We start from the raw sequence: 21,168 nt of genomic DNA on the forward strand, positions 1-21,168 counted from the left end.
TTGCGAGAGGTCTTCCGTCGTTGCGTCGGCCATCAGTTCTCGGCCGGAGCAGTGGCGGCACCCGGTCGGAGCGGTCCGGCGACGGGACTGACCGGGGCGGACGCGCGCCGCGCCGGCGCCGGTCCGGACGCCGCCGCGGACGGCGCCTCACCCTGGGCGGCTACCAGCGGAAAGTGCGCATCCGCAGCTGCTGGCGCATACGCGCCGCACGGGCACGCCGGGGCCGCACCCGGTCCCTGAGCGCCTTGGCCTCTTTCAGCTCTCGGAGGAACTGCGCCCGCCGTCTCCTGCGCTCGGCGTCGGTGCCGCTCGTGTTCTCGTACTCCGCTTCGGGACTTTCCGGAGCGTTCTCCACGGCGCGTTGCCCGCGCTCGCACTCCGGTTCAGGACTCTCGGGTTCCGGCATCGGCCGCACCACCCCATGGCTGGACGTATGCCTCCACCTTCCCTCCGGGGGCTCGCTTGATGCGAGCCGGGCTACTGTGGAGAACATGCGGATCCACGTCGTCGACCACCCGCTGGTGGCGCACAAACTCACCACGCTGCGCGATCGGCGCACCGACTCCCCCACCTTCCGGCGGCTCGCCGACGAGCTGGTCACCCTGCTCGCGTACGAGGCGACCCGGGATGTGCGCACCGAGCAGGTGGCCATCGATACCCCGGTGACCCGGACGGAGGGCGTCAAGCTGTCGCACCCGCGTCCGCTGGTGGTGCCGATTCTGCGGGCCGGGCTCGGGATGCTCGACGGCATGGTGCGGCTGCTGCCGACCGCCGAGGTGGGCTTCCTCGGGATGATCCGCAATGAGGAGACGCTGGAGGCGTCGACGTACGCGACCCGGATGCCGGAGGACCTCTCCGGCCGTCAGGTCTATGTGCTGGACCCGATGCTGGCGACCGGCGGCACGCTGGTCGCGGCGATCCGCGAGCTGATCGAGCGCGGTGCGGACGATGTGACGGCCGTGGTGCTGCTCGCGGCCCCGGAGGGTGTCGAGGTCATGGAGCGGGAGCTCGCGGGCGCACCGGTGACCGTGGTGACCGCCGCGGTGGACGAGCGGCTGAACGAGCACGGGTACATCGTGCCCGGGCTCGGCGACGCGGGCGACCGTATGTACGGGACGGCCGAGTAGCCGTCTCCCTGGAGACGAGGCCGGGGCTCGGTCCCGGATACGAGGGCCGGGGCCCGGTCCCGGATACGGCGGCCGGGGCTCAGGTATGAGCCCCGGTCAGCACTTCCCCTTCCGGGCCGGCGCCGGCTTGGCCAGGGCGGCGAGCGCCGCTTCGGCCGCGGGCTTGGGGGCGAGGGCGGTGTAGCCCTTGCCCAGGATCAGATCCACATCCCCCGTGCCGCGCCGGTCCGTCTTGGTGGTGACGCCCTTCAGCTGAGTGCCCAGCACCTGGAACGGGCCCTTCGCAGCCGCCGGGGAACCCAGCAGCAATCCGGCGTTCGCCACCTTCTTGTCGTACGCCTTCGGCGCGTTGCCCACCTTGCCGATGGTGAAGCCCCGCTTCTTGAGCTCGTCGGCAGCCGCCTTGGCCAGCCCGGCGCGCGGGGTCGCGTTGTAGACGTTCACCGTTACCTGGCGCGGTTTGAGCTTCAGCACCGCCGCCGCCGACGCTCCGGGGCCTGGTTTGCAGTCCCCCTTGCGGCTCGCGGCCGTCGTCTTGGCGTCCCCGCCGAAGACGTCGACGAGCTGCACGGTCCCCCAGCCGGCGAGCCCGAGCGCGACCACGGCGGCGGTCAGCGCCGTCACAATCCTTCGGCGGCTGCGCGGACGGCGCATCCGGGGGTATCTGTCGCCCGTGACGCGGTACTTTCCGCCCATGCCGGGAGGAGTCAGCATGCTCATGGGCGCAGCGTAGTGCGGCCCGGTACGCATTCCTACAAGATGATCAACGGTTTGCGTCCGTACGGTCGCTGAATGGGCCCGAACGGGTCAGTCGAGGGGCCCGCGGGCCACCACCGCTCAGCTCAGCTCAGCTCAGCCAAGCTCAGCCCAGTTCGAGAACCCGCGCGTGCAGAACCTGCCGCTGCTGGAGCGCGGCACGCACCGCGCGGTGCAGCCCGTCCTCCAGATAGAGGTCGCCCTGCCACTTCACGACATGCGCGAAGAGATCGCCGTAGAACGTGGAGTCCTCGGCGAGCAGCGTTTCCAGATCGAGCTGCCCCTTGGTGGTCACGAGCTGATCGAGGCGAACCGGGCGCGGCGCGACATCCGCCCACTGGCGGGTGCTTTCCCGCCCATGGTCGGGGTACGGCCGTCCGTTTCCGATGCGCTTGAAGATCACACGGAAAGCCTACCGGGCAACGACCTCCGGGCGCAGCCATGGCGTCGGAGTGCGATCCTGGGCAAAACTCCTCAGATACGGAGAATCAGGGGTTCGTCAGGGCCGAGAGCATGCCGCAGCCCGCACAGGAAATCGCCTCGGGATACGCACCGGCGGGCCCGGGACTGGAACTCGGCGCCCTGCTCTGGGACGGACGGTGCCTCGCGGACGCCCCGATCCGTATTCCGCTTTCCATGCTCAACCGGCACGGGCTGATCTTCCACTACGCCGATGCCAAAGGGCTCGAACTGGTGGACCGACGCCGGTCGCCGCGACCCGGCTGCGCCCGTGCCCGCACCCGCACCCGCACCCGGCGGAAAACGCCCCGGCCCCGCCCGGGCGATGCCGGGCGGGGCCGGGAAGGAGACCCGGTCGTCCGCGTCTACTTCGTGGCTTCCGCGTGGCCGTCGCTGGTCGTGCCCGCCACCGTGGGGGCCGACTCCGTCACCGGCTTCGTCAGCGAGCTGATGTCATGCGCGTAGGTGCCCACCGCGTTCGCGATGACGCCGATGTTCACCCCGAGCGCCTTCTTGCTGACGTTGGTGATGTCATCGCCCTTCTGGTGGTAGTTCGGGTCGTACGGCTGCCCCGCCGTACCGCCGAACTTCGCCGCCTGGGCCTCCGTCTTGATGCCCTCGGCACCGGTGAAGGCGCCGCCGGAGGGGATGCCGACCTCGATGAACGGGCCGTAGTCCGAACGGCCGGTGAAGTCGGTGCCCTCATGCGGGGTGCCCTGCTTGGCGAGGAACTCGTTGATGTCGCGCTCCAGCTGCGCCGAGCCCTCCGGGCCGGGGCCCGCGCCCACACCGTCGGAGTTGTCCCCGTCGTAGACGAAGAGGCCGTAGTTCGGCGAGGCGATCATGTCGAAGTTCAGATAGAGCTTGATCTCCTTCTTGCCGAGCGAGCTCAGGTTCGCGACATACGCCTCGGAGCCGAGCAGACCGTTCTCCTCGGCGCCCCACCAGGCGAGACGGACCTTGTTGGTCGTGCGGTTCTCGGCCTTGGCCAGCTCCTGGGCGACCTCCAGCAGACCGGCGGAGCCGGAGCCGTTGTCATTGATCCCCGGGCCCTCCAGCGCACCGTCGAGGTGGGCGCCGAGCATCACCGTGTTCGCCGCGTTGCCGTGGCGGGTCTCGGCGATCACATTGTTGGTGACGCGCTTCTCCTGGAGCTGGCGCACCTCGAAGGAGACGTTCACCGGCCCGGCGGCCACCTCGGAGAGGAGCCGCTCGCCCTCCGCCAGGGTGACGCCGCCCGTGGGGATCTTCGCCGCCGCCTGGTCGCCGAGCGTGCCGCCCATCGCGCCCGGGACGTTGTTGAAGACGATCGCGCCGAGCGCGCCCGCGTCCGCCGCCGTCGCCTGCTTCTGGGCGAAGGTGCAGCCGCCGCGCTTGATCAGGGCGATCTTCCCGGTGAAGGTCCCCGACGCGTAGTCGGCGGGCTCACAGCCGGTGGTGGCGTCCACCGGAACGGCGGCTATGTCGGCCTTGATGCCCCCGACCGGGGTCGACTTGGTGTAGTCGAGCGCGTTGATCTCGATGCTCCGCTGCGCGGGGGAGACCACGGAGAGCTTCTCGGCGAGCGTCTGGACGAAGAGGAAGTCGAACTGCTCGTACCGGACGTCATAGCCGTACTTCTTCAGCTGCTGGTACCCATACGCGGCCGAGGCGTCGTAGCCGAGGGTGCCGGCGGCGCGGTTGCCACCCGCCGTGTCGGCTATCTGCTGGAACTTCTTCAGATGCTTGTAGGCGTCCTTCGCGGACGCCTTGGCAACGAGCTTCTTGGCCAGCTTCGCCGCCTGCTGACCCGGATCCTGCCGCTGGGCGGCGGAGGGGGAGGCAGCGGCCAGCATGAGCGGGGTCGCGAGTGCGGCGGCGGCCAGAGTGGCCACGGCTCTGCGACGGGTTGCCTTCACAGAGTTCCTTCCCGGTATGGACGAGTTGAAGGGAAGTTAGCGATACAGCCGGTGATATGGGAACGCCTGTGCCCCAACTCACGTCCGATTTCATCGCATTGTCATGCGCGGAGCCGGAACATCCGCTTCAACCAGTCTGATTTCATCTACTCTTTGCGGTTTTCGTCGCCTGTTTCATCTCTTGCTTATGTGCGCGAACCTTGGCGAGGGACTCGGGCCCGGTGATGTCCGCCGCCGAGCGGTACGACCCCTGCTCCCCGTACGGCCCCGCCGCCTGACGCCATCCGGCGGGCCGCACCCCGTACTGCTTGCCCAGCAGGGCGAGGAAGATCCGCGCCTTCTGCTCGCCGAACCCGGGCAGCGCCTGAAGCCGTGCGAGCAGCTCCGCACCGTTCGCGGCGCCGTGCCAGACCGCCGCCGCGTCGCCGTCGTACTCGTCGACCAGATACCGGCAGAGCGCCTGCACCCGTTTGGCCATGTTCCCCGGATAGCGGTGGACGGCCGGCTTCTCCTTCAGCACCTCGGCGAATGCCTCGGGGTCGTACGCGGCGATCCGGCCGGCGTCGAGATCGTCGCCGCCCATCCGCTGGGCGATGGTGTACGGGCCGGAGAACGCCCACTCCATGGGGACCTGCTGATCGAGCAGCATTCCGACGAGCGCGGCGAGCGGACTGCGACCGAGCAGTTCATCGGCCTCCGGCCGCTGGGCGAGATGGATGTCGGGGCTCATGACCCGATGGTCACCCGGGCGCGCGCCCGCCGCCAGCGAGCCGTAGCCAACGGAAGGCCCCCTTCCGCCGGGAGGGGCGTAAGGGGGCCTGGACCGGCGCCGTCCGGTCTCTGTCCGTGTCAGCCGCCGTAGACGTAGGTCTCGCCGAAGATCGCCGCGTGCTCCAGCACATCCTCCAGCGGATCGTCGATCTGGCCGATGTTGATCAGTGTCACGCCGTTGTGCGAGTTCTCATGGGTCTCGTCCGCCGCCGCCGTGGCCGCGGGGAGTACGGCGCTCAGCAGCGCCGTGCCGAATACGGTGAAGGCTATTTTCCGCTTCATGTCGCTTTTCGTCCGTCCGTTCGTTTGTTCGTTCATCGCTTGGCTCGTCGCCCGGTGTATCCACCCGACCGGCGGAAAGGTCACGGCCTGGGAACTCATGGCCGGGACGCTCACCCGTTCGGCGTAATGAACCGTCGGAATGTCGATTTCCGGAGGTCCGGAGGTTTAGGGAACGCGGGTGAAGACGACGACGGTGGTCTCGCAGCTGTTGTCCGCGAAGAGCTTCAGCACTTCGAGCTCCTCCTTGTCGGTGTGCAGACCCCAGCGCAGCTTCGTTCCGGTCCAGTCGCCGATATACCGGCAGACCGCGCTGTTCTCGGCGGGGAGCCAGTGCTTGATGTCCTGGTCGGCCTTCTCGCGCTGCGAGCGGGCGGTCACCACGGCCAGGGTGGCCGGGGAGCCCTGGTCGTTGGCGTACGCCTCACGGCGCTCCACGGTCCACTCACTGGCGCCCGAGCCCCATGCCTCGGCGAGCGGGACCACATGGTCGACGACGAGGCTGGAGACCCTGCTCACCGACTGGTTGTCGTAGTACGAGACCCATCGGCCGCCGCTGACGGCGCAGGCGACGGATGCGTTCGGCTCCTCGATCGCCTCGGCGAGCAGCACCTCCTCGCGGGTGGAGCAGGCGTCGGCGGCGTTCTGGCCCGCGTTCCAGTGGGGGAAGGCCGTCGGGGTGTACCCGATGCGGTTCTCCTCGGCCTCGACGAGCAGGGAGATGGCGTCTTCGAGCTGGAGCACCTCCATGGGGGAGACGGCCGCGGCCTGCGCCGGGACGGCGGAGACGACGGGAACGAGGGCGAGGGAAAGGGCGGCCAGCACCCGTCCGAGGTGTTTGGTCATGCGTCAGTTCCTAGCGGGAAAAGGGGCCGATACTGCATGGGTGGCGCAAGTACTCCACTCATACGAGCGGAAAATCCGCTGAATCGAGACGCTGGGTTTACGCGGGCGAGGGGGCGGAACGGTTCGTTCCAGGTGGGGTGACGGACTCCGGACGGAGCGCGGACGACCTGGGTGCGGGGGAGCGTCGCGGCCTGCGCCGTACGGTCGCGGTGCGCGTCCCCGGCGGGGTCAGGGTAGAGCGGTGGGGGGCGCTTTCGCGGGGCCTCGTCCGGGCTGTCACCCGGCCGTTCCGGATCGCTGCGCCGAGCGGCCCTCTGGGTTGATCCATTCGGGTTCCGGGGCCGGTGGTGCATGTCCGGGCCCAGGGTTCGTGGCGCGATGCGCTGCCGGGGCTCAGGCCCCGGCGGCGTACTGGGCGAGGAACATGTCCACGCCGCTGACCAGCAGACGCTCGGTCAGATCGTCGTCCATGACCGCGCCGTACTGGCCGAAGACCATATGGGGGTGGACCAGCAGCGCGTACAGCTGAAGGGTCGCCACCTCCAGATCGGGGATGTCCAGCCGTCCGCGCTCGGTCAGGGTGCGCAGGGCCCCGGCGACCACGGGGTGATGGCCGGTGGGGCTGTCGTGCCGCCAGGCTTCGCCGAGTTCGGGGAAGCGGTGCAGCTCGGCGGAGACGAGGGTGCGCAGCGCGGCGACCTCGCGATCGTCGCGGACGGCGTGGACCCAGGCGCGGGCCGCGTCCATGAAGGCGGTGCGCAGCTCGCCGTCCCCGTCCCCGTCGGCTGCTTCGGCGAGCCGGGCCAGCGGGGCGGCTGAGTCCTCGCCGCCGCCAGGGCCGCTCGACGGGTGGTCGAGCGCGCCGGCGATGACGGCGGTGAAGAGGGCTTCCTTGCTGCCGAAGTGGTTGTAGACGGTCACCTTGGACACGCCGGCCTCGGCGGCGATGGCGTCCATGCCGACGCCGAACCCCTCCCGCAGAAAGAGGGTGCGGGCGGCCGTGACGATGGCCTGCCGCTTACGGGCGGCGCGGGGGCCGCTGGGGGGCTGGGGGGCGGTGGCAGCCGGACTCATGGTTCCGAGCCTAGTCCACCAACTGAACTGAACGGTTGAGTTCAATTGAACTGAACTGTACGGTTCATTTGAGAAGCCCGCGCGCTCCGCTTCAGCCGCCGCACGCTCTGGTTCGGGAGGACCGCCATGACCCATGCCGCCGCAGACGACCGCCCGGCGGACGGGAGTCACAACACCGCCGCCGACGACGGCCACCCGCACGGACACTCCGCGCACGGACACCACGACCACCACGGACACCACGGCCCGGCGGGCGCGGGCCCGCCCGCCGATCCACGGCGCTGGGCCGCCCTCGCGCTGATCTGCGTCGCGCAGTTCATGCTGGTGCTCGACGTCACCGTGGTGAATGTCGCGCTGCCCGATATGGCCGCCGACCTCGGCCTCGGCCGGACCACACTGACCTGGGCGGTCACCGCGTACACCCTCAGCTTCGGCGGGCTGATGCTCCTCGGCGGCCGGCTCGCCGACGCGCTGGGCGCCCGGCGGACCCTGCTCATGGGCCTCGCGGTCTTCACCGCCGCCTCGCTCGCCGCCGGACTCGCCCAGAGCGCCCCCCTGCTGATCGGCGGCCGGGTCGCCCAGGGCGTCGGTGCGGCGCTGCTCTCTCCCGCCGCGCTGGCGATCGTCACCACCGCCTTCCACGGCGCGGAGCGCAACCGGGCGCTCGGCGTCTGGGCCGCGATCGGCGGCACCGGCTCGGCGGCCGGCGTACTCCTCGGCGGCGCGCTCACCGCGGGCCCCGGCTGGCAGTGGGTCTTCTACGTCAACGTCCCGGTCGGCCTCGCGCTGCTCGTCGCGATCCCGGCGCTGGTCCCGGCCCGCCCGCCGCGCCCCGCCCGGCTCGACGCACCGGGCGCGCTGCTGGTCACCGCCGCCACCGGAGCGCTGATCCACGGTCTGGTCGGCGCGGGGGACCGGGGCTGGACGGACCCGCTCACCCTGCTCTCCCTCATCGGCGCGCTGCTGCTGTACGGCGTGTTCACGGCGGTGGAGCGGGCGACCCGCGCCCCGCTGCTCGATCCTCGGATGCTCACCCGCCGCCCGGTGCTCGCCGGAGCCTTTCTGATGCTGGTCGCCACCGCGCTGCTGATCGCGTTCTTCTTCCTCGGGTCGGTCTATCTCCAGCACGCCCGCGGTTTCACCGCCATGGCGACGGGCCTGCTCTTCCTCCCGGTGGCGGTCGCGGTCGGTCTCGGCGCGCATCTCGGCTCCCGGCTGGTCGGACGGGTCGGCAGCCGCCCGTGCGCGGTGGGCGGGCTGGCGGTCGCGGCGGCGGGCAGCGTGCCGCTCGCGATCCTCCCCGAGGGGGCGAGCGCGTACGCGACCCTGCTGCCCGGTCTGGTCGTCGCCTCGTTCGGCGTCGGCGCGGTGTTCGTGACCGCGACCACGACAGCGCTCGCGATGGTCCGCCACGAGGAGGCCGGTCTCGCGTCGGGCGTCGTCAACACCTTCCACGAGCTGGGCGCTTCGGTGGGGGTCGCGGTGGCCTCCACCGTGGCCGCCGCGGGCATCGCCACGGGCGACTCCGCCCCCTTCGCGGACGCGTTCACCGTGCTCGCGGCAGCGGCGGCGGTCGGCGCGGTGCTCTCGCTCGCCCTGGTGCCGCGCGGAAAGCCGCAGCTGACGGGCGGCCCGCATGTCCACTGAGCGGTACGGACCCGGGGCCACTGGGCCGTACCGACCCGGTGCCCTTGCGCCGTACGGGCCCGGGGCCTTCGCACCGTACGAGCCCAGGGCTCTTGCGCCGTACGCTCCCGGTGTCCCGGTCCGGCGGCGGTTCGGCCTCGCGGCGCTCCGCACGGCGGACCGCTGACCGGGCGACCGGGCGACCGGGCGGCCGGCCCTTCGGGGGAGGGCCGGCCGACCCTCCGTACTCAGTCCGCCGGGACCGCGAGGGCGTGACGGAAGATCCCCCGTGGGTCCCAGCGGGCCTTCACCGCGCGCAGCCGGGCCGCGTTCCCCTTGAAGTACAGCGTCTGCCAGTCCGTTCCCGAGGTGTTCCAGCGGGGATCGGCGAGATCGACGTCCGGATAGTTGATGAACGCCCCGTCGTCGACCTCTCCCGGCACGGGCACGCCCCCGGTCTCCGCGTACATCTCCCGGTAGAACTCCCGGAGCCAGGCCAGATGGGCCGCGTCCTGCGCCGCCTCCTTCCAGATGGCCAGATAGGACAGCTTGAGCACCGAGTCGCGCTGGGCGGCGGCCGTCGCCCCGGACGCCACGGCGTTGACCTGCCCGCCATAGGTGTTGAGCGAGAGACTGCCGAACACGTCCGTGTCCGTACGGGTGAGCCAGCGGTGGACCGTGGCTGTCTGGCGCTCCGTGAGCCGCCGTCGCGCATAGCCGGACTTGATCTTCACCCGCCAGTCGCCGACGCCCTCTCCCGACCCCCGCAGCGCCGCCGTCAGCCAGGGCAGGGTGCGGGAGGAGAGGCTCGCGGGCCGGACCGTGCCCTCGCTCACCGCGCCGATGTGCTCCCGCAGCAGCCGCTCGGCCGCCGCCGGGGCCGCGGCGATCTGCCCGAAGAGCTGGAGATTGTCGGCGGCCGGCTGCCCGAGGATGAACTCGTCGTAGATCGCGCACTCCTCGGCGCCCGGGGAGCTGTGCCGCTCCGCCCACCGGCCGAAGTTGTCCACCAGCCGGGTGAAGGCGGCCCGGTCCACGCTCTTCCAGTCCCAGCGCGCGGTGAAGGTCAGCGCGGTCGCCGAGGGGGCGGGCAGCAGCTTCTCGGGCGGGGTGGCCCGGGTCGTGCCCGGGGAGCGGAACCAGTAGCGGGTGGCCACCCCGAAGCTTCCGCCGCCGCCCCCGGTGTGCGCCCACCACAGCTCCCGGTTCGGATCGGTGCGCTCCCGTGTCGCGATCACGCTCCGGGTCCGTCCCGAACGGTCCACCACCACGGTCTCGACCGCGTACAGATGGTCCGACACCAGCCCGAACAGCCGGCACAGCGGCCCGTATCCGCCGCCCGGCACATGGCCTCCGGCGCCCACACCGGGGCAGTAGCCGCCCGGGACGGTCACCCCCCAGCCCAGATACAGCGCCCGGTACACCTCGCCGAGGGTCGCCCCGGCCTCCACCGCGAAGGCATGGCGGACCGGATCGTAGAACACCGCACGCATCCGGGACATATCGATCAGAGTGCGGACCCCGGGGTGGTCCACGAAGTCCTCGAAGCAGTGCCCGCCGCTCCGTACGGCGATCCGCCGCCCGGCGCGGACGGCGTCCCGTACGGCGTCGACCGTCTGCGCGGTCGACTCCACCAGCCGTACCTCGTCGGGCGTGCCCCGGAAGCGGTTCGCGCCCCGGCTGACGAGATGGTCGTAGCGGGGGTCGTCCCGGGCGACGCGGACCGCCGCCGCCGGGGACCGGTTCGGCCGCACGCTCTCGGCGTGTGCGGTTGTGGCATGCGCGGTTGTGGCGTGCGCCGTGGTGGCGTGCGCCGGGCCGGTGGGCAGCGCCGCACCCGCTCCGGCGAGCAGGGCGGCGCTCAGTACACCGCGCCGGTCGCTTCCCCTGTCGTGTTTCCGGTTCTCTTCCCTCACACCGGTCTCCCCTCACGGACGTGGGAGACGAACGGTAGGGAAGGGCGCGCTCAGGGGGAATGGGCCCGACCCCCGTACGACGGGTGGCGTCAGCCCCCCGGCCGGTTCAGTCCGGTCCGGTTCGGTCCGGCTCCGTCCCGGGGCATGGCGAAACGACCCCGGGCCGTCGCCGCCGGAACGGGGTCGCGCGCCCCGGTGCTCCCGGGGTGCCGGGACTACGCCTCGGAGTCCTCGAACCGGGCGTCGAGCACCGCGTCGAGCTCGTCGCTCCAGGTCTTCAGCTCCGTCTTGGACGACGCCTCGACATCGTTCTGGAACCAGCGCTGGCCCGATGTGTAGACGGTGACGCCGAAACGCCGCCCGAACCGCGGCATGTCGATCTCCACCGCCTTGATCTCGTCCCAGCCGAACTCGGCTTCCTCGGTGTCCAGCCGGAAGGTGACCCCGGCCCGGTCGGCGACGATCGCGCCACGCCGGTCGGACACCTCGAAGACGGGCTTGCCGTCGTCCTCCGGCTCCGTCCCGTCGGTCTCCGTCCCGTCAGGCTCCCCTTCGGTCGCGGCGACCTCCGGCACGGCGTCCTCGGGCACGGCGTCCTCGGGCACGGCTGGCTGAGCCGCGCCGTCCTCCGGCGGTCTCTCCCCGTCCGTGCCGCCGTCCGCCCCGGCGGGGCGTGGGGGGATCAGCCCGGGGATGTACGCCGGGTCCACCCCGGCCGCGTGCATCGGCGGATTACTGGGTCCTATGTGCTTCTGCTCCACGGCGAGCAGTATGGCGGAGAATTCTGTGCTCACAAGCGCGGTTCGTCATCCCGGGGTCTCGCGCCGTGTTCTGCGGCGGGTCCCGCGCCGCGCTCACGCCGCGCTCACGCCGTGTCCCGCGCCGTGTCCCGCGCCGGGTACGGCAACGCGCCGGGGACCGGTCGTGAAGACCGGTCCCCGGCGCGTCGGAGCCCGTTTCCCCCGGGCCGGGGATCACTTCTGAAGGACGGCCTCCATCACACTGCGCGCGATCGGCGCGCCCAGCCTGCCGCCGGAGATGTCCGAGCGGGAGATGTCCATCTCGGTGGGGTCGATGAAGACGGCCACCGCGACCGAGTCGCCCGCGTCGTTCTTCCCGTACGAGACGAACCAGCCGTACGGCACCTGGTCCTTGACGTCCACGCCGCGCTGCGCGGTACCGGTCTTGCCGCCCACCGTGACGCCGTCGATCAGGGCCCGCTGCGCGCTGCCCTCCTTGGCGGTGTACTCCATCATGTCCTGGACCTTCTGGACCGTGCCCTCGGAGATCGCCTGGCTCATCTGCCGGGGCTCGTTCTTCTCCAGGGTGCTGAGGTCGGGACCGCGCAGCTCGTCGACGATGTACGGCTGCATCAGCTTGCCGTCGTTGGCGATCGCGGCGGTCACCATGGCCATCTGCATCGGAGTGCTGGTGAGGCTGCCCTGCCCCATGCCGGTCAGCGCGGTTCCCGGCTTGTCCAGGCCCTTCGGGTAGAGGCTCTTGGTGGCGAGCATGTCGCCGAACTCTTCCGAGTAGACGTCCTTGTTGAAGCCGAACTTCTCGGCCGTCTCACGCATCTTGTCCGGCCCGAGCTTGGCTGCCGCGTCGAGGAAGACGTTGTTGCAGGAGTACTGCATGGCGGTCTTCAGCGACGCCTTGCCGCAGACGGCGTCTCCGGCCTCGCTGCCGATCCGGTTCGTGGAGAGGGGCAGCTGATAGGGCGACTCGGCCTCGGAGGGGGCGTCGATGTCGTCCACCACACCGTGCTCCAGCGCGGCGACGGCCGTGAGGATCTTGAAGGTGGAGCCGGGCGGATAGGTCTCGCGCAGCGGCCGGTTGGCCATCGGCTTGCCCTTCTTGCCCTTCTTGTCCACCAGCGACAGATACCGGTCGCCCTCCTTGAAGGTGTTCCCGGAGAACTCGGAGGGGTCGTAGGACGGCGTGGACACCAGCGCGAGCACCTTGCCCGTCTTGGGGTCCAGGGCGACGACCGCGCCGCGCGCGTCGAGATCCTTGAGCCCCTTGTATCCGGCCTTCTGCGCTTTGGAGTCGATGGTGGTGATCACATCGCCGCCGCGCCGCTTCTCCGCGGTGAGCATGCCGGTGAACTGCTGGAAGGCGAATCGGTCGTCCTGCCCGCTGAGCACGCTGTCGTAGGTCTTCTCCAGCAGGGACATGCCCTGGGCCTGGGAGGCGTAGCCGGTGACCGGCGCGTACAGCGGTCCGTCCTTGTAGGTGCGCTTGTACTGGAACTCCATGCCGGGGTCCGACTTGGAGCCGGTGATCGGCGAACCGTCCACGACGATGTTCCCGCGCGGGGTCGAGAACTGCTCGATCTTCACCCGGCGGTTCTTCTCATGGGCGGAGAGCTCCTCGCTCTCGACCAACTGGAGCCAGTTCGTGCGCAGCAACAGCGCCAGCACCAGGAAGCCGCAGAAGACAGCTATATGCCGCAACGGCCTGTTCATCCGGTTCCAACCTCCTGCCAGTGGCACCGGAGTGCCCCGTGCTTATGCGCTCTCCTGAGATGAAGATGCGATGCGGCGGCGGGCGGTTGCGGTGGGTGCCCGGCGTCGTGTGTCCACTCCATCACATGAACCAGCCTCTCAGGTCCCGGCGGGGGACGGACCCCGGCCCCCGGTCCGGGGGGTCCCGGTGGTGGTCGCCGTCCCTGAAGTGTCGGCGATGTCGTGGATGTCGTCGGTATCGGCTGTGCCGGTTGTGCCGGCTGCGTCGTCGGTATCGACTGCGTCGTCGGTATCGACTGCGTCGTCGGTGTCGTCGGTGTCGGCTGTGTCGGCGTAGAGGCGGAACAGCCGCGGCCGTGGCCGGTCCCCGTCCGGGGCGTCCGGCGGCCGGCCGGGAAGCAGGGTCCAGCAGCGGTCCGCCAGCTCACGCGCCCGGCTCCCGGCCCAGGGCTGCGGCAGCAGCTCGGGCGGCAGCAGCGGATCGGGCTCCATGGCCCGGGTGAACTCGGCAGCGAGGGTGATCGCCATGGTCAGCCGCTCGGTCTCGGCCGGGGCCGCGCCCTCCTCCAGCCGGCCGAGCTGGGCCTGTGCGAGCGCGGCGAGGCGGTCGTAGCGCTCGGAGATCTCGGGGAGCGGCCAGAGCGCGGCGGCCAGCTCCCGTGGGGCGCGTACGGTGCCGACGCGTAGATCCTCGCTGGTGAGGAAGGTGACGGCGGGCAGCACGCCCAGCCGCTCCGCCGCGGCCTCGACATACTCCCCGACGGCGTTGGCGCTGACGTACAGACCGCCCTGGACGGCCGCCGCGCCGAGCCCGAGCAGGGTGTCGCGCAGGGCGTCGCGGGCGGGGCGGGCCGACTCGGGGATGGCGAAGGCGAAGAGGCGCCAGACCCCGTCCCAGGGGGCCAGGCCGCGATCCTGCCGGTAGGCGTACCGCGTGAACTCCACGTTCGGCATCAGCGCTTCCGCGCCCTCGGCCGTGGCGCGCAGCAGGGCCTTGCGGCCCCGGCCCTCATGGGTGAAGCGGCCTTCGGCGACCAGGCGCTTGATGCAGAGACGTACCTGCTGATCGCTCATGCCCAGCGCGCCCGCGACCGAGTACAGCTCACCGGCGTCGACCGTGCCGTCCTCGCGGACGAGGGAGTGGACGACGAGCCGGGTGGGGATCTCGGGGGCGGGGACGGGGGCGGAGCCGGGCATGGGCCGAGCATAGACGGGGGTGGCGGGCGGGCGGCCGTCCGCTGCGAGGGGTGGGCGGGGCCGGTGGTGCCGGTGTCCGGGCCCGTACGGATCACTCCCGGGCGATGGCCCGGTGCGTGGTGGTGGCGGCCCCGAAGCCCATCAGCCGTCGCGGTCAGGGGGGGCGTGCCGTGTGCACAGTACGGCCCGGCGACCCGCTCCTCGGCCCCCTCGGGCGCTCCGCGCCGGATCCGTACGGGCTGGTGTCGTCCGGCATCGCGAGCTCCCTCATTTTTCTATCAACTCCAATACGTTCGTTTCATTGGTGATAGTTTCAAGGTCGATAGCGAGGAGGGGATGCATGAACACGTCATCGGCACGACACCCACGGACGCCCCGGGCCCGGCGCAGGCGGGGGGCGGACGGATGACCCCGGCTACGGGCGGCCCGCCGCCCGCTCACCCGGCAGGCACCTCGGCGGGGATTCCAGCGGGCAGCGGTCCGGAAGCGGCTCCAGCGGCGGCCCCGGACCGGGCGCGGATCGTCCGGATGGACGCGCTCCGGGGCTTCGCGCTCCTCGGCATCCTGCTGGTGAACATCACCTATCTCGCCTCCGCCTACCACGGCACCGGCCTGGAGGACCCCGGCTTCGACTCGGCGCTCGACACCGGCGTGCGCTACGCGACGGCGATCCTCTTCGAGGCGAAGTTCTTCCTGCTCTTCTCCTTCCTCTTCGGCTACAGCTTCACCCTCCAGCTGAACTCGGCCGAACGCGCCGCCGCCCGCTTCACCCCGAGGTTTCTGCGCCGGCTCACGGCGCTCTTCGTCCTCGGCGTCTGCCACGCCGTCCTGCTCTTCCCCGGCGACATCCTGACGACCTACGCCGTACTCGGCCTGATCCTGCTCGCGGTCCGCCGAGTCCAGCCGCGCACGGCGGTACGGATCGCTGTGGCCCTGTTCGTCCTGACCGCCCTCGGCTACGCCCTGCTCGCCCTCGCCCAGCACCTCTCGGGCGGCGGCGGCCTCGACCCGGCCGCCACCGCCGACCGGGCCCGGGCGGCCACCGAGGCGCTGCGCGGCGACGCGGGCTCGGTGATCGGGGCCCATCTCCGGCAGCTCCCGGACGTGGTGTTCCTGCTCGTCTTCTTCCAGGCCCCAGCCGCGTTCGCCGCGTTTCTGCTCGGCCTGGCCGCGAGCAGACACGGCGTCATGGAACGCCTCGCGGACCACGAACAGGCGCTGCGCCGGATCCAGTGGACGGGCTTCCCGGTGGGGCTGGCGGGCGGAGCGGTCTACGCCCACGCGAGCCTGGAGCACCCCGGCTCGTCCTACCAACTGCTCGCCCTCGGCGTCGACGTGGCGACCGCGCCCCTGCTGGCCGCCGCCTACGCCGCCACGGTGCTCCGCCTCGTACACCCGGGCAGAGCCCGCCGGACCGCCGCCCTGCTGGCGCCGGCGGGCCGGATGACCCTGACCAACTATCTCGGCCAGTCGCTGATCTGCGCCCTGCTCTTCACGGGGTACGGCGCCGCCCTGGTCGGCCGGGTGCCCCCGCTGCCGGTGGTGGGCATCGCGCTGGCCCTCTTCCTCTGCCAGGCCCTCGCCTCGCGCCGGTGGCTCCGCCGTCATCCGTACGGACCGGTCGAATGGCTGCTGCGCGCCGTCACCAACGCGACCCGCCCGCCTTGGCGGAAGCCGGACGCGCCCTGAGGAGGACGCTGTGCGGGCGTGGTCGGGTACGTACGTACGTACGGTCGGTGGCCCGGCCCGCCCGCGACTGTCCCTGGGAAGGACGCTGTGCGGCGTGGTCGCGTACGTACGTACGGTCGGTGGCCCGGCCCGCCCGCGACCATCCCTCGGGAAGGACGCTGTGCGGCGTGGCCGCGTACGTACGTCCGTCACTCGGCGGCCGTCACCCGGCCCGCCCGTACCGCGGCCACCAGCGCGCGGTGGTCGCTTTCGTTCTGGTCGGCGTAGCTCTCCGCGAACTCGGCCAGCGCCGCGTCGAACGTCTCCCCGCCGCCCAGATAAGCGGCGATGGCGATCCGGTCCCCGGACCGGGCGTGCGCGCGGGCCAGGGTCTCGCCGCAGAACTCGGCGAAGAGCTGCATCCCCCGGGGGATCATCTCCTGCGGCGCCAGGGCGCCCTTCCAGTCGCGCAGCTGCCGCACATAGAAATCCCGCTGCTTCCCGTCCGCGCCCTGGACCCGGTCCCACCCCAGGAACACATCGCCGACGGCCTGCATCAGCCGCTGCCCGGCCACCACCCGCTGTCCCTGGTTGTCGTACTCGCTCTCGCCGGTGTGGGCGGCGAGCACCGAGTGGCCGGCCTCCTTGGCCTGGAGGATCAGCGGATCCCCGTCGTCCCGGCCCAGCAGCAGGATGACCCAGCAGCGGGTCCCCACACTGCCCACCCCGACGACTTTGCGCGCGATGTCGACCAGTCGGTACTGCCGGAGCAGATGTCTGCGCTCCGTGGACAGGCTCCTGGCATACCGCTCGATGAGCCCGGTCAGCTGGCGCACGATCAGATCCCGCTCCGTGCCCAGCGCCTCGTCGACGGGCACGAGCAGCGGCGGATCGGGGGTGAACCGGCGTTCCCCGTCCTGGATCCGGGTCAGCTTCGCGTACGCCTGAAGGCTGTCCCGGGTACGGGCCTTCGCCATCGCGTCGGACAGCCGCCCCCGGCCCCGTGCGCCGAGCCGCTGGTCCGCCAGCTCCTGGAGCCGCTCCATGTCGCCGCGGTCGTACCAGACGGTGAGATGCCCCATCCCGGCGTACTCCCGCATCCGCTCGCGGTAGGACCGCACGGCCCCGCGGACGATGTCGGCCCGCGCCTTCGCCGAGTAGCCGTTCTCCCGACCGGCGATCGCCAGACTGGCGGCGAGCCGTTTGACGTCCCACTCCCAGGGGCCCGGCAGCGTCTCGTCGAAGTCGTTGATGTCGAAGACCAGCCGCCGCTCGGGGGAGCCGAGCAGGCCGAAGTTGAGGATATGGGCGTCCCCGCACAGCTGGGCATGAAGGCCCGAGACCGGGGTGCCGGCCAGATCACCGGCCATGATCGCGGCGGCGCCCCGATAGAAGCGGAAGGGCGACTCCGCCATCCGCGCGTAGCGGATGGGGACCAGCTCCGGCACCCGCGCGGCCGACTGCTCCTCGATCACGTCCACGGGGTCGGGCCGTCCCGCGGCGGGGCCGAAACCGGCGTGCGCGGACCTCGGGACCTTCTTACGGGCCGCTCTGCCCCGCTCCGCCCGCTCTCGGGGCGAGAGCCGCGATGGGTCCGACGCCTCCGACGCCTCCGATGCTTTCGCTGCTTCGGCCATGGCGCACGCCTCCCGTTCCGGGATCGGGCGCCACGGGCGGGTCTCCGCCGCACGCGGTCGCCCTGCCCGCCATTATCCGGGGCCTGGTGTGGGGGGCGCATCCCGGCGGTCGGGATGTGGCGCGGGCGGGCCGGGCTCTGTTCGCCCTCGCGCTCGGCGGCGTCGCGGTACGCCGCCGGATGACTTCGAGGCGCGTGCGCGGTGCGCACCGCATGGCTGCGTCTCTTCGCAGCCATTTAGGGCAAGCCGTCGAGGACGCCAAGCACACCCCCCCCAGGAGCCGCACTGGTACCTGGCGGTGATCGGCGCCGACCCCGCCGCCCAGGGCCAGGGCGCCGCCCTGCTCCGCTCGGGTCTGGCCAAGGCCGACGCGGCTGGCCTGCCCGCCTGCCTGGAGTCCTCCAATGCCTCCAACCTCCCCTTCTACGAGCGCTTCGGCTTCACCGTGCGCGAGGAACTCCAGCTGCCGGGCGGCGGCCCGGCCCTGTGGGCGGTGCGCCGCGAGCCGCGCCACCCGGCCGGTGCCTAGGAAATCGACCGGCCCCGAGGGAAGTCGCCGAAGGCCCCGCTGCTCTCGCGGCGGGGCCTTCGAGGTCTGTACGGGGTGACCCGAACTCGTGAGTGGCTGCCTCCGGCACGCTTTCCACCCGCCCCCAACGGTGTTCAGGGTCGTTCGCGTACGTCCTGACCTGCGGCGGAGCCGTCAGCGACAGGGCCTGCGAATCCCGCTGTCCGCCGCTGAATGAGAATCAGAACCGAGACCGGGTCGAGGTCACACCTTCTTGACGACGATCCTTTCGGGGACCAGCCGTTCCATGTCGTCCACGTCGGAGGTGAAGACCGTGACCTGCCCTTTCTGCTGCCGTGCGATGACGGCGAGTATGGCGTCGATCGCGTACTTGTGACCGTGCAGCCCGGTGTCGGCCAAGAGTCGGCGGGCTTGTCGTGCTTCGTCTTTTCCGATGTCCGCCACCGTGATGCGGGAGAGTACCCAGTCCCAGCGCTGTTCGGTGGTTCTGCCGTCGTAGGCCTCGACGAGTGTCATCGGAGAGGTCACCACCTCGGCTTCACCGTCAGCGGCCAGCCTGAGCCGGGCGATCATCATCCGATCCCCGCGTACGGCCAGCGACAGAGCCTCGCAGTCCAACACGAAGACGCGCAACGGCGGACTGTGGTCACTGCCCCGCTGCTTCATGCGGCTTCTCCCACACCGTTCTTCCTGCCCGCGCGGAGCTTGTGCTCGGCGTCAAGATCGTCCAGCTCGTGGCGCACTGCTGCGCGCTCACTTTCCGTGACCGGCCCGTGTTCCTCCTCTAGCCAGTCGACGAGTTCTACGAGCCGGTCGCGGTCGCGCTTGACGCGCAGAGCTTCGGCTACGTACGCAGACAGGCCCCGTTCAGCGGCCTCACCACGGATCTCCTCAAGGAGGTCCTCGGGGATCGTCACTGTCACTTTCTTCGTCGCCATATAAGAGACCATACTCCGTGTACTTGTCGCCTTACCATCCTTGGTGGTGCCGAGCCGGGCGTGGCCGATGGATCGAGCCGAGGGGGACGCGAGCTGGGGCCGGGTCAGGGGAGCTTGTCTGTTCTCCAGTGGGTTTTTTCCGGAGGCTGCGGATGGCCCAGGCGCCTCCAGTGATGGCGCAGGACGAAGCGAGGCCGGGAGGTTGCGGAGGAACGAAGAGGCCCCGCCGCCGGGTTCTCCGGTCGGTGCCCGCCAAGTGGCGGCTGAGGCGGAAGCCGGGACGGAGAAACGTCGAAGGCCCCGCTGCGAGCAGCGGGGCCTTCGACGTTAGTGCCCGGTGAGGCACTGGCGGAGGATACGAGATTCGAACTCGTGAGGGGTTGCCCCCAACACGCTTTCCAAGCGTGCGCCCTAGGCCACTAGGCGAATCCTCCGCGGCAAACAATACAAGACGCGGGGGACTGCTCGCGAACTCGTTCCCACCCCCGGTCATCGGGTACCCTGTGCAGAGCCCCTCACGTGGCGCTATCTGACTGAACTCCCCCAGGGCCGGAAGGCAGCAAGGGTAGGTCGGCTCTGGCGGGTGCGTGAGGGGCGCTTGCGTTGTCGGGGAAGGGGGCGGCGGGGCGTGGAGTGGGGGACGGTTGTCAGTCGGTCCCGATAACCTCGTAAGTGTGTCGTCCCTTGCGCTGTACCGCCGCTATCGCCCCGAGTCCTTCGCCGAGGTCATCGGGCAGGAGCATGTCACTGACCCGTTGCAGCAGGCCCTGCGCAACAACCGGGTCAATCACGCGTACCTGTTCAGCGGGCCGCGGGGCTGCGGCAAGACGACCAGTGCGCGCATTCTCGCCCGCTGTCTGAATTGTGAGCAGGGTCCCACCCCGACGCCTTGCGGCGAGTGCCAGTCCTGCCGCGATCTCGCGAGGAACGGCCCGGGGTCGATCGACGTCATCGAGATCGACGCCGCATCCCACGGAGGCGTGGACGATGCCCGTGACCTGCGGGAGAAGGCATTCTTCGGGCCCGCCGGCAGCCGGTACAAGATCTACATCATCGATGAGGCCCACATGGTCACCCCGCAGGGCTTCAACGCTCTGCTGAAGGTGGTCGAAGAGCCCCCGGAGCATCTCAAGTTCATCTTCGCGACCACCGAGCCCGAGAAGGTCATCGGCACGATCCGGTCGCGTACCCATCACTATCCCTTCCGGCTGGTGCCCCCGGGCACGCTGCGCGACTACCTCGGCGAGGTGTGCGGCAAGGAGGACATCCCCGTCGCCGACGGGGTGCTCCCGCTCGTCGTGCGCGCCGGGGCCGGGTCCGTGCGGGACTCCATGTCCGTCATGGATCAGCTGCTCGCCGGTGCGACCGAGGAGGGTGTGACCTATGCCATGGCCACCGGTCTCCTCGGCTATACCGACGGCTCGCTCCTCGACTCCGTCGTGGACGCCTTCGCGGCGGGGGACGGCGCCGCCGCGTTCGAGATCGTGGACCGGGTCATCGAGGGCGGCAACGACCCCCGCCGTTTCGTCGCCGATCTGCTGGAGCGTCTGCGGGATCTGGTGATCCTGGCAGCCGTGCCCGACGCGGGCGAGAAGGGGCTGATCGACGCCCCCGCCGATGTGGTCGAGCGGATGCAGGCGCAGGCGTCCGTGTTCGGCGCCGCCGAGCTGAGCAGGGCCGCCGACCTGGTCAACACCGGGCTCACCGAGATGCGCGGCGCGACCTCGCCCCGGCTCCAGCTGGAGCTGATCTGCGCCCGGGTGCTGCTGCCCGCGGCCTTCGACGACGAGCGTTCGACGCAGGCCAGGCTCGACCGGCTGGAGCGCGGGGCGGCCTTCTCCGCCGGCCCCCCGGCCACCACCCCTCCGATGGGATACGTCCCCGGACCGGGCGCGGCACCGCATATGCCGGGGCCGGACGGTCCGGTCGGCCCCCCGGCGCCGGCCGCCCCGCCCATGTCGCAGCCCGCGCCCGCACCC

At 71.1% G+C, this 21,168-nt stretch carries 20 protein-coding genes, 1 tRNA gene, 1 other RNA gene and 1 pseudogene; 7 read left to right on the forward strand and 16 right to left on the reverse strand.

Going from position 1 to position 21,168, the window contains the following annotated elements; genetic code table 11:
- Positions 1-160: 160 nt before the first annotated feature.
- On the reverse strand, positions 161-406 hold the full coding sequence (locus tag FF041_RS14645; RefSeq protein WP_153486940.1) for a hypothetical protein: 246 nt from the start codon (positions 404-406) through the stop codon (positions 161-163).
- Positions 407-491: 85 nt separating this feature from the next.
- On the opposite strand from FF041_RS14645, the gene upp reads away from it, so the two are divergent.
- Positions 492-1,127, forward strand: a complete 636-nt coding sequence (upp, locus tag FF041_RS14650; protein ID WP_153523239.1) for a uracil phosphoribosyltransferase — start codon at positions 492-494, stop codon at positions 1,125-1,127.
- Between the two features lie 96 nt (positions 1,128-1,223).
- Here the strand turns inward: upp and FF041_RS14655 are convergent, their stop codons facing one another.
- Together FF041_RS14655 and FF041_RS14660 are read right to left on the reverse strand one after the other, a co-directional pair.
- On the reverse strand, positions 1,224-1,847 hold the full coding sequence (locus FF041_RS14655; protein WP_153523240.1) for a LytR C-terminal domain-containing protein: 624 nt from the start codon (positions 1,845-1,847) through the stop codon (positions 1,224-1,226).
- A 142-nt stretch (positions 1,848-1,989) separates the two neighbouring features.
- The gene (locus tag FF041_RS14660) at positions 1,990-2,286 is read right to left on the reverse strand and encodes a type II toxin-antitoxin system VapB family antitoxin (protein WP_003955420.1); all 297 of its coding nucleotides are present in this window, start codon (positions 2,284-2,286) and stop codon (positions 1,990-1,992) included.
- Positions 2,287-2,396: 110 nt separating this feature from the next.
- On the opposite strand from FF041_RS14660, the gene FF041_RS38995 reads away from it, so the two are divergent.
- The gene (locus FF041_RS38995; RefSeq protein WP_228388219.1) at positions 2,397-2,807 is read left to right on the forward strand and encodes a hypothetical protein; all 411 of its coding nucleotides are present in this window, start codon (positions 2,397-2,399) and stop codon (positions 2,805-2,807) included.
- Here the strand turns inward: FF041_RS38995 and FF041_RS14670 are convergent.
- The 5 genes from FF041_RS14670 to FF041_RS14690 form a co-directional block, all read right to left on the reverse strand.
- Positions 2,708-4,216: a M28 family metallopeptidase gene (locus tag FF041_RS14670; protein ID WP_323391872.1), complete on the reverse strand. Its 1,509-nt coding sequence runs from the start codon at positions 4,214-4,216 to the stop codon at positions 2,708-2,710. The genes FF041_RS38995 and FF041_RS14670 overlap by 100 nt on opposite strands.
- A gap of 166 nt (positions 4,217-4,382) precedes the next feature.
- Positions 4,383-4,970: an HhH-GPD-type base excision DNA repair protein gene (locus FF041_RS14675; protein ID WP_153523241.1), complete on the reverse strand. Its 588-nt coding sequence runs from the start codon at positions 4,968-4,970 to the stop codon at positions 4,383-4,385.
- A gap of 119 nt (positions 4,971-5,089) precedes the next feature.
- Complete coding sequence (locus FF041_RS14680) at positions 5,090-5,293, reverse strand: hypothetical protein (protein WP_153523242.1); 204 nt, start codon at positions 5,291-5,293, stop codon at positions 5,090-5,092.
- A gap of 165 nt (positions 5,294-5,458) precedes the next feature.
- A complete protein-coding gene (locus FF041_RS14685) occupies positions 5,459-6,136 on the reverse strand; it encodes an HNH endonuclease family protein (protein ID WP_153523243.1) in 678 nt (225 codons plus the stop codon).
- A gap of 393 nt (positions 6,137-6,529) precedes the next feature.
- Positions 6,530-7,210 carry a TetR/AcrR family transcriptional regulator gene (locus tag FF041_RS14690; RefSeq protein ID WP_153523244.1) on the reverse strand — a complete coding sequence of 227 codons (681 nt, stop codon included), beginning with the start codon at positions 7,208-7,210 and terminating at the stop codon, positions 6,530-6,532.
- Positions 7,211-7,336: 126 nt separating this feature from the next.
- On the opposite strand from FF041_RS14690, the gene FF041_RS14695 reads away from it, so the two are divergent.
- Positions 7,337-8,857, forward strand: coding sequence for an MFS transporter (locus FF041_RS14695; protein WP_153523245.1), 1,521 nt, complete (start codon positions 7,337-7,339; stop codon positions 8,855-8,857).
- 227 nt (positions 8,858-9,084) lie between these two features.
- Here the strand turns inward: FF041_RS14695 and FF041_RS14700 are convergent, their stop codons facing one another.
- The 4 genes from FF041_RS14700 to FF041_RS14715 form a co-directional block, all read right to left on the reverse strand.
- Positions 9,085-10,752, reverse strand: coding sequence for an FAD-binding protein (locus FF041_RS14700; protein WP_323391870.1), 1,668 nt, complete (start codon positions 10,750-10,752; stop codon positions 9,085-9,087).
- Between the two features lie 215 nt (positions 10,753-10,967).
- Entirely contained in the window at positions 10,968-11,546 is a 579-nt protein-coding gene (locus tag FF041_RS14705) for a hypothetical protein (protein WP_323372387.1), read from the reverse strand.
- A 180-nt stretch (positions 11,547-11,726) separates the two neighbouring features.
- On the reverse strand, positions 11,727-13,220 hold the full coding sequence (locus FF041_RS14710) for a peptidoglycan D,D-transpeptidase FtsI family protein (protein ID WP_153523246.1): 1,494 nt from the start codon (positions 13,218-13,220) through the stop codon (positions 11,727-11,729).
- Positions 13,221-13,358: 138 nt separating this feature from the next.
- Complete coding sequence (locus tag FF041_RS14715; RefSeq protein ID WP_153523247.1) at positions 13,359-14,417, reverse strand: PaaX family transcriptional regulator C-terminal domain-containing protein; 1,059 nt, start codon at positions 14,415-14,417, stop codon at positions 13,359-13,361.
- Between the two features lie 336 nt (positions 14,418-14,753).
- On the opposite strand from FF041_RS14715, the gene FF041_RS14720 reads away from it, so the two are divergent.
- A complete protein-coding gene (locus FF041_RS14720; RefSeq protein WP_228388210.1) occupies positions 14,754-16,106 on the forward strand; it encodes a DUF418 domain-containing protein in 1,353 nt (450 codons plus the stop codon).
- Positions 16,107-16,294: 188 nt separating this feature from the next.
- Here FF041_RS14720 and FF041_RS14725 read toward each other — a convergent pair whose 3' ends face one another.
- A complete protein-coding gene (locus FF041_RS14725; RefSeq protein ID WP_153523248.1) occupies positions 16,295-17,722 on the reverse strand; it encodes a DUF2252 domain-containing protein in 1,428 nt (475 codons plus the stop codon).
- A 265-nt stretch (positions 17,723-17,987) separates the two neighbouring features.
- Here FF041_RS14725 and FF041_RS14730 point away from each other — a divergent pair.
- A pseudogene (locus FF041_RS14730) lies at positions 17,988-18,251 on the forward strand (GNAT family N-acetyltransferase); the annotation flags it as partial.
- 243 nt (positions 18,252-18,494) lie between these two features.
- Here FF041_RS14730 and FF041_RS14735 read toward each other — a convergent pair.
- From FF041_RS14735 to FF041_RS14745, 3 genes are all read right to left on the reverse strand, one after another.
- Positions 18,495-18,917 (reverse strand): PIN domain-containing protein, encoded by a 423-nt coding sequence (locus FF041_RS14735; protein WP_153523249.1) that lies wholly within the window; start codon positions 18,915-18,917, stop codon positions 18,495-18,497.
- Positions 18,914-19,189: a CopG family transcriptional regulator gene (locus FF041_RS14740; RefSeq protein ID WP_153523250.1), complete on the reverse strand. Its 276-nt coding sequence runs from the start codon at positions 19,187-19,189 to the stop codon at positions 18,914-18,916. Before FF041_RS14740 ends, FF041_RS14735 begins: the two co-directional genes overlap by 4 nt.
- Before the next feature lie 346 nt (positions 19,190-19,535).
- Positions 19,536-19,623: transfer RNA gene (locus FF041_RS14745), tRNA-Ser, on the reverse strand.
- A 72-nt stretch (positions 19,624-19,695) separates the two neighbouring features.
- Here FF041_RS14745 and ffs point away from each other — a divergent pair.
- Together ffs and FF041_RS14755 are read left to right on the forward strand one after the other, a co-directional pair.
- Positions 19,696-19,794, forward strand: an RNA gene (gene ffs / locus FF041_RS14750) — signal recognition particle sRNA small type.
- A gap of 69 nt (positions 19,795-19,863) precedes the next feature.
- Positions 19,864-21,168 (forward strand): DNA polymerase III subunit gamma and tau (locus FF041_RS14755; RefSeq protein WP_323391871.1); only part of this gene is annotated, 1,305 nt, incomplete at its 3' end.

This window comes from Streptomyces jumonjinensis, assembly GCF_009600885.1.
GTDB lineage: Bacteria > Actinomycetota > Actinomycetes > Streptomycetales > Streptomycetaceae > Streptomyces > Streptomyces jumonjinensis.

Bases quoted from the DNA above. Each gene is read 5' to 3' on its own strand.
- FF041_RS14645 (WP_153486940.1), bottom strand. From the start codon at position 406: ATGCCGGAACCCGAGAGTCCTGAACCGGAGTGCGAGCGCGGGCAACGC.
- upp (WP_153523239.1), top strand. From the start codon at position 492: ATGCGGATCCACGTCGTCGACCACCCGCTGGTGGCGCACAAACTCACC.
- FF041_RS14655 (WP_153523240.1), bottom strand. From the start codon at position 1,847: ATGAGCATGCTGACTCCTCCCGGCATGGGCGGAAAGTACCGCGTCACG.
- FF041_RS38995 (WP_228388219.1), top strand. From the start codon at position 2,397: ATGCCGCAGCCCGCACAGGAAATCGCCTCGGGATACGCACCGGCGGGC.
- FF041_RS14675 (WP_153523241.1), bottom strand. From the start codon at position 4,970: ATGAGCCCCGACATCCATCTCGCCCAGCGGCCGGAGGCCGATGAACTG.
- FF041_RS14680 (WP_153523242.1), bottom strand. From the start codon at position 5,293: ATGAAGCGGAAAATAGCCTTCACCGTATTCGGCACGGCGCTGCTGAGC.
- FF041_RS14685 (WP_153523243.1), bottom strand. From the start codon at position 6,136: ATGACCAAACACCTCGGACGGGTGCTGGCCGCCCTTTCCCTCGCCCTC.
- FF041_RS14690 (WP_153523244.1), bottom strand. From the start codon at position 7,210: ATGAGTCCGGCTGCCACCGCCCCCCAGCCCCCCAGCGGCCCCCGCGCC.
- FF041_RS14695 (WP_153523245.1), top strand. From the start codon at position 7,337: ATGACCCATGCCGCCGCAGACGACCGCCCGGCGGACGGGAGTCACAAC.
- FF041_RS14710 (WP_153523246.1), bottom strand. From the start codon at position 13,220: ATGAACAGGCCGTTGCGGCATATAGCTGTCTTCTGCGGCTTCCTGGTG.
- FF041_RS14715 (WP_153523247.1), bottom strand. From the start codon at position 14,417: ATGCCCGGCTCCGCCCCCGTCCCCGCCCCCGAGATCCCCACCCGGCTC.
- FF041_RS14720 (WP_228388210.1), top strand. From the start codon at position 14,754: ATGCATGAACACGTCATCGGCACGACACCCACGGACGCCCCGGGCCCG.
- FF041_RS14725 (WP_153523248.1), bottom strand. From the start codon at position 17,722: ATGGCCGAAGCAGCGAAAGCATCGGAGGCGTCGGAGGCGTCGGACCCA.
- FF041_RS14735 (WP_153523249.1), bottom strand. From the start codon at position 18,917: ATGAAGCAGCGGGGCAGTGACCACAGTCCGCCGTTGCGCGTCTTCGTG.
- FF041_RS14740 (WP_153523250.1), bottom strand. From the start codon at position 19,189: ATGGCGACGAAGAAAGTGACAGTGACGATCCCCGAGGACCTCCTTGAG.